General features: G+C 64.4%; 6 protein-coding genes. 3 read left to right on the forward strand and 3 right to left on the reverse strand.

Annotation, left to right across the window (positions count from 1 at the left end; all coding sequences use genetic code 11):
- Nucleotides 1–23: 23 nt before the first annotated feature.
- Nucleotides 24–932 (reverse strand): SDR family NAD(P)-dependent oxidoreductase, encoded by a 909-nt coding sequence (locus AX709_RS00135; RefSeq protein ID WP_066545491.1) that lies wholly within the window; start codon nt 930–932, stop codon nt 24–26.
- Between the two features lie 95 nt (nt 933–1,027).
- On the opposite strand from AX709_RS00135, the gene AX709_RS00140 reads away from it, so the two are divergent.
- On the forward strand, nt 1,028–2,842 hold the full coding sequence (locus AX709_RS00140) for an acyl-CoA dehydrogenase (protein ID WP_066545476.1): 1,815 nt from the start codon (nt 1,028–1,030) through the stop codon (nt 2,840–2,842).
- Nucleotides 2,833–3,684 (forward strand): MaoC/PaaZ C-terminal domain-containing protein, encoded by an 852-nt coding sequence (locus AX709_RS00145; RefSeq protein WP_066545479.1) that lies wholly within the window; start codon nt 2,833–2,835, stop codon nt 3,682–3,684. The genes AX709_RS00140 and AX709_RS00145 overlap by 10 nt, the downstream gene beginning before the upstream one ends.
- 113 nt (nt 3,685–3,797) lie before the next feature.
- Here the strand turns inward: AX709_RS00145 and AX709_RS00150 are convergent, their stop codons facing one another.
- Together AX709_RS00150 and AX709_RS00155 are read right to left on the reverse strand one after the other, a co-directional pair.
- Nucleotides 3,798–4,196: a Zn-ribbon domain-containing OB-fold protein gene (locus AX709_RS00150; RefSeq protein WP_066545482.1), complete on the reverse strand. Its 399-nt coding sequence runs from the start codon at nt 4,194–4,196 to the stop codon at nt 3,798–3,800.
- 4 nt (nt 4,197–4,200) lie between these two features.
- A complete protein-coding gene (locus tag AX709_RS00155) occupies nt 4,201–5,361 on the reverse strand; it encodes a thiolase domain-containing protein (protein ID WP_066545484.1) in 1,161 nt (386 codons plus the stop codon).
- A 140-nt stretch (nt 5,362–5,501) separates the two neighbouring features.
- Between AX709_RS00155 and AX709_RS00160 the strand changes: the two genes are divergently transcribed.
- Nucleotides 5,502–6,473: a cyclase family protein gene (locus AX709_RS00160; RefSeq protein WP_066545486.1), complete on the forward strand. Its 972-nt coding sequence runs from the start codon at nt 5,502–5,504 to the stop codon at nt 6,471–6,473.
- Nucleotides 6,474–6,717 lie beyond the last annotated feature (244 nt).

Below are 6,717 nucleotides of genomic sequence, written 5' to 3' on the forward strand. Positions count from 1 at the left end.
CTTCGGTGTATTGCGCCTGTCGTTCAATCCGTAGCTGCTGCAGCCTTCATCGTGCGTTCGGCGACATAGTTGACCTCGTCGCCTGCACTTTCGAACAGGACGGGATCGGACAGGTCGCCAATCCGGTCCCACGCGTCCAGCACCTCTTCCGGGCGGACCGCGTCTGCCGTAAACTGGACCCCGCGGGCGCTGACGATGCGGACCTTGGCATAGTGACCTGCCGCCGCGGACAGAATGGTCCCGCTTTCGGCAAAGCCCTCGCTGGCCAGCACCGCCATGCCGGCAGAGGCAAAGGCGGGATCGAAGCGGGCAAGCATTTCCGGGGACATCGTGGCTTCGGTCATCGCCGTCGCTGCCATCGGGGCGAGCGCGTTGACGAGGATGCCGTATTTTCGTCCCTCGATCTTCAGCACGTTCATCAGGCCGATCAGGCCGGCCTTTGCGGCGCCGTAATTGGCCTGCCCGAAATTGCCGTACAGCCCGGTGTTGGACAGCGTCATCACGATCCTGCCATATCCGGCCTGCTGCATGATCGGCCAGGCGGCGCGCGTGCAGTAAGCGGAGCCCAGAAGATGCACCGCCACCACCAGATCGAAATCCGCCATATCGCTTTTCACGAAGCTGCGATCGCGCAGAATGCCGGCGTTGTTGATGAGGATGTCCAGCCCGCCAAAGGCATCAACCGCCTGTTCGACCAGCCGCTGCGCGCCCTCGACTGAAGCGACCGATTCGTGGTTCGCCGCCGCCTGTCCCCCGGCCGCGACAATTTCTGCCACGACCGCATCCGCAAGCCATTCGCCGCCCGCCGACTTGCCCGGATCGTTCACGACCACCCGTGCGCCACGGCTGGCCAGCATCAGCGCATGCGCGCGGCCAAGCCCGCTGCCGGCTCCGGTCACGATCGCCGTCCGGTCGTCAAAACGGATCGCCACGCGCACTCTCCTCCTTGCAAACTAACGTTCGTTTGTTTAAGTCGGATGCACGAGGCCCGTCAAGAGCCGTCGAAGCATTTCAAAGGGAGCAGGTCATGGCGGCGCAGACGCCCACTTCACCGATCAGCCGCGACGATTTCAATTTCCAGATTTTCGAGGTGCTACCGACGCTGGGGCTTTCGGATCGTCCGCTGTTTGCCGATCACGATCGCGCGACCCTGGATGCGACGCTGGATCTGGCCGAGCGGGTGGCCGTGGATCACTTCCTGCCGGGATATCGCAAGAGCGACGCTAACGAACCCTATGTCGAGGACGGCAAAGTCGTACTGGTTCCTGAAATCGGCGAGGCGATCCGCGCCTTTACGGAAGCGGGGTTCATGTCGGCCCACCTGCCGTATGAGGAGGGTGGGCAGCAATTGCCCTGGACGGTGCTGCAAAGCTGCTACGCCATGTTCCAGGGCTGCAACATCGGCGCGACCATCTATTATTTCCTGACCGTTTCCGCGGCCAATGTGCTGCGCGCGCACGGGTCGCAGGAGCAGAAGGAACTGTACATGCGCCCGATGCTGGAAGGGCGCTTCCACGGCACCATGTGCCTGTCCGAACCGCACGCCGGATCGAGCCTGGCGGACCTGCGCACCCGCGCCATTCCCAATGGCGACGGCACCTATCGCATCCAGGGCACCAAGATGTGGATTTCCGGCGGGGAGCATGAGCTGGGCGAGAACATCGTCCATCTCGTCCTGGCGCGGATCGACGGTGCACCGGCCGGCACGCGGGGCATTTCGCTGTTCGTCGTGCCCAAGCGGCGGCTGAACAGCGACGGTTCGGTGGGCGAGCACAACGACATCAGCCTCGTCGGCCTCAATCACAAGATGGGTTATCGCGCCGCGACCAACACCGTGTTGAACTTCGGCGACAATGGGGACTGTGTCGGCTATCTGGTCGGCGAGCCGCATCGCGGCCTGGCGCCCATGTTCCTGATGATGAACGAGGCGCGAATTTCGGTCGGCGCCGGGGCGACCATGCTCGGTTATGCCGGCTATCGCTATAGCCTGGACTATGCACGCGAGCGGCTGCAGGGGCGGCCGCCGGAGAACAAGGATCCGGCTGCGCCGCCCGTGCCGCTGACCGACCATGCCGATGTCCGCCGCATGCTGCTGATGCAGAAGACGTTCGTCGAGGGCGCGCTCGCGCTCTGCCTCTATGCCGCCTATCTGGTGGACGAGGAACAGACCGCGCCTGAGGAAGAGGCGCGCGAGACGGCCCGCCGCCTGCTCGCGATCCTGACGCCGGTAGTCAAAAGCTGGCCATCGGAATTCTGCCTCGAAGCGAACAAGCAGGCGATGCAGGTGCTCGGCGGCTACGGCTACACGCTCGATTATCCGGTCGAGCAATATTATCGCGACAACCGGCTGAACCTGATCCACGAAGGGACGAACGGGATCCAGGCCATCGATCTGATCGGCAGGAAACTGTCGGCGGAGGACGGTGCCTATTGGTCGGAACTGACTGGCGCGATCCGGACGACATTGGCCGAGGCGCGTGGCCATGCCGCGCTAGCCGACCATGCAGATGCGCTGGACGCCAAGCTGTCGCATGCCGAACGAACTGTCGCCGCCGTGCTCGCCGCGACCGCCGATCAGCCCAGCCTGCGCATCGCCAACGCCACTGCCTTTCAGGATGCCCTGGGCCATATCTGCATCGGCTGGATGTGGCTGCGTCAGTCGATCGTGGCGCTGAATGCGCTCGACGAGACGCCGGGTGCGGAAGCGAAACGCTTTTACGAGGGCAAGCTGGCCGCGACGCGTTTCTTCTTCGCCTATGAGCTGGGCCGGGTCGGCCCGTGGCTCGATATTGTCGAGCGGCTGGATCGCACCTTGCTGGATGTCGATCCCGAATGCCTTTGACGCTCGAGGCGCTGGCCGCGCCGTTCCCTGAACGGACATTCCAATACGACGCTGAGCGCACACGGCTCTACGCGCTCGGCATCGGCTTGGGGCAGGACGGCGCCGCTGCCGATCTTCCCTATCTGATCGGTCCGGCGCCGCGGGTCGTGCCCTGCATGGCAACCGTTGTGGCCTGGGACGATAGCTGGATCGACCGGCTCGGCCTCGACGCCACGCGCATCGTCCATGGCGAACAGCGGATCACGCTGCACCGCCCCCTGCCCGCGACGGCGACCCTGCGCTCCAGCGTCCGGATCGTCGAGGCGGTGGACAAGGGGCCCGGCAAGGGCGCGCTGCTTTACGTGGAGACCAGGCTGCAAGAGGAAGGTCGGCCGGAGCCGCTGGCCACCCTTCTGTCCACGGTCTTCGCCCGCGGCGATGGCGGCTTTGGCGGGCCAGCAAAGGGCGGACCCACGCCGCATGCGATTCCCGATCGACCATGGGACCACCAGCGCCGCTGGCGGGTCGCGCCCAACCAGGCGCATCTCTATCGTCTGTCCGGCGACCATAACCCGCTGCACGTCGATCCCGATTTTGCCCGTGCTGCCGGATTTCCCGCACCGATCCTGCACGGCCTGTGCAGCTATGGCATGGTGCTGCGCGCGGTCATCGGCGAAGTGCTGGGCGATGCGCCCGAGCGTGTGGCGCATGTCGCGGGCCGCTTCACCGCCCCGATCTTCATGGATGAGACGCTTGAGGCGCGCATCTGGGTGGACGGCGACACCCTGTCGTTCCGGTTGGTCGTGGTCAAGCGCGATGTCGTGGCGATCGATCAGGGACTGGTGCTGCTGAATCCCGCCTGATCACCCCGCCACTCACGCATCCGGCGCTTGTCGAAGGGCATCGCGCATCTGGCAAGCCAGAGGGTGACGCCTCGACAGATGCCGCATGCGCGACGACGGGTGACCCGGTTCCCCTATTCGGCCAGCCTGAACACCGGCACCTTTGGCCCCTCGCCCTCGGTTGGCGCGAAATCCACGGTCACGCGCTGGCCGATGCGGATGGCGTCGAAATCCGCGCCGACGATGTGCGTCAGCATCGTCACGCCCTCGTCCAGCTTCACATAGGCGATGGCATAGGGTGTCGCGGCGCGACGCATCACGCTGAAGGAATAGATGGTTCCCGTCCCCGCCGCCTCGCGCCAGTCGAGCTGGTCGGAATGGCAAAAGGGACAGATGGCACGTGGATAATGGTGCAGTTCCCCGCAGCTATTGCAGGTGCGGATGGCGAGCTTCCCCGCGCCCGCCGCCGCCCAGTAATGGGCGACCTCGGCGCTGATCGCGGGGGCGGGCAGGGTCGGCAGAGCTTCAATCATCGGTTCATTCCCTTTCGAGGATCAGCGTGCCGCTGGCATTGCGGCTACCCAGCCAGCCGCCCATGCCCTGGGCCAGCGCCAGATCGCAGTTCGGCACCTGCACCGCCGGATGTGCCTCCCCCCGCAGCTGGCGAACCGCCTCCAGGATCTTGGTCATCCCGCCGCGGTTATTGGGGTGATTGCTGCACAGGCCCCCGCCATCGGTGTTGAACGGCAGCTTGCCGACGCCGGAGATCAGGTTGCCGTCGGCGACGAAGCGCCCGCCCCCGCCCGGCGGACAGAAGCCTAGATCCTCCAGCTGCTGCACGACGGTGATCGTGAAGCTGTCATAGATGGAGGCGTATTTGATATCGGCCGGGGTCACGCCGGCTTGTTCGAACGCGATGCGCCCGGCCTCCCGCGCCGAACTATAGGTCAGGTCGATGCGACCACCGTTCAGATGTTTCACTGCCTCACCGGCACCGCGAATGGCGATCAGCGGCCGGTTCAGCGATCTGGCGATTTCCGGCGAAACGACGACGATTGCACCGCCGCCATCGCTGACCACACAGCAATCCAGCCGATGGAGCGGATCGGCGATCATCGGCGATTCGACGACTTCCTCCACCGTCACGACATTCTTCAGCATGGCGTGGGGATTGTGCTGGGCGTGGTGCGACGCGGCGACCTTGACCCAGGCGAGCTGTTCGCTGGTCAAGCCGTAGTCGTGCATGTGCCGCTGCGCGACCATCGCATATTGATTGAGCACCATCGAGCCATAGGGATGTTCGAACGCCAGTTCCGGCACGTTGAAATCGGGCTTGGGATCGGCACCCGCGCCCGCCGCGCGCGGTCGACCGGCCAGTACGACGATGGCGACGTTGCACTTGCCCGCCGCAATCGCCTCCGCCGCATGCGCGACATGCATCTGGTAGGCCGAACCGCCGGGGTCGGTATTGTCCATATAGGTCAGGCGTAGACCGAGATATTCCGCGATCGACAGGACGCCGAGGCCCGGCATCTCCGCATCGCACAGGAAACCATCGACCGCGTGATGATCCAGCCCCGCATCGGCCAGGGCCCAGCGGACCACGTCCGCGACGATCTGAGCCGTGGACAGATCGGTCGCCTTGCGGACGGGGTGTTCCGATATGCCGGCGATATAGGCCTTTGGTCGGGCGCTCAAATCCCCTCTCCCCAAAACAATTATTGATACGAACGTTTGTTCGTATAGGATGGGGAGATCGAATTGGTCAATGCTGGATCGCAAAGGCGAAACGCCGCATGATTCCGCCAGACAGACCGACAGGGAGAGGAACCGTAAGCATGTGCGACACTCACGCCCCCGCCAAGCCGAGTGCCAAGGCATTGCTGGCCGGCCTGCCCACCAACTGGGGCCGGTGGGGCAGCGCGGATGAAGTCGGCGCGTTGAATTTCCTCGACGCCGCTCAGGTGCTGCGCGGAATTGCCGCCGTGCAATCGGGAAAGACCTTTACGCTCCAGATTCCGATGGGTCACGAACGGGGCGATCCCGTCTGGCCGGGCCGGAAGCAGGCGCACCGGGTGAACGTGCTGGACAAGGGCGATTTCCTGTCCGGCAAGATGGACGAGATTCCCGGCGGCACCGAATATTCGGACGATATGATGATCCTGTATCTACAAGGATCGACCCAATATGACGCGCTCGGCCATGTCTGGCACGACGACAAGCTGTACAACGGCTATGACGCGCGTTCGACCATCGGCGCGATGGCGAAGGCCAGCGTGCTGCCGATCGCCGAACGCGGCATCGCGGGCCGCGCGGTGCTGATTGATATCGCGCGGCATCGCGGCAAGGCATGGCTGGACCGCGGCGAGAGCTTTGGCTTGGAAGATGTGCTGGCCGCCGCCGCCGCCCAGGACGTGACCATTGAGAAGCATGACATCCTGATCCTGCGCACGGGATGGATCGGCTCCTACTACCACCGCGACCAGCAGGAATTTTACGCCGACTATGCCGAGCCGGGCCTGTGTTTCAGCCGCGAACTGGTCGAGTGGTTCCACGCCATGGAAATTCCCAATCTGGTGACAGACACCATCGCCAACGAACTGGCGATCCATCCCGAGTCCGGCGTATCGTTCGCCTTGCACCATTCGCTCATGCGCAATCTGGGCGTCACCTTTACCGAGATCGCGCAACTCGATCCGCTGGCCGAGGACTGTGCCGGGGACGGCCAATGGACCTTCCTCTATGTGGCTGCGCCCCTGAAGGTCGTCGGAGGCACGGGCGCGCCCGTGAACCCGATCGTCATCAAGTAACGGCGATGATCGACAAGCGAGTCAGTCGAGCCATGTCATTGTCGCTGCCGCGCCTGGTCAGGCAACGCGATGACACCAGACCAGGGCAGCGCCAGCCGACCCCGGCTTCGCCCGATGAAGGCCCCGTTGCGAATTCCATCTGGGATATGCTTGTCCCGCTGTAGGGCCGGAGGTCAGACATCCCTCAAGAATCCGCGTTTCGCGATTTCCCTGCCCCCACGTGCCCGCCATATTCATGGCGGGG

The sequence above is a fragment of the Sphingomonas sp. CCH15-F11 genome (assembly GCF_001557005.1).
In the GTDB taxonomy this organism is placed as follows: Bacteria; Pseudomonadota; Alphaproteobacteria; order Sphingomonadales; family Sphingomonadaceae; genus Sphingomonas.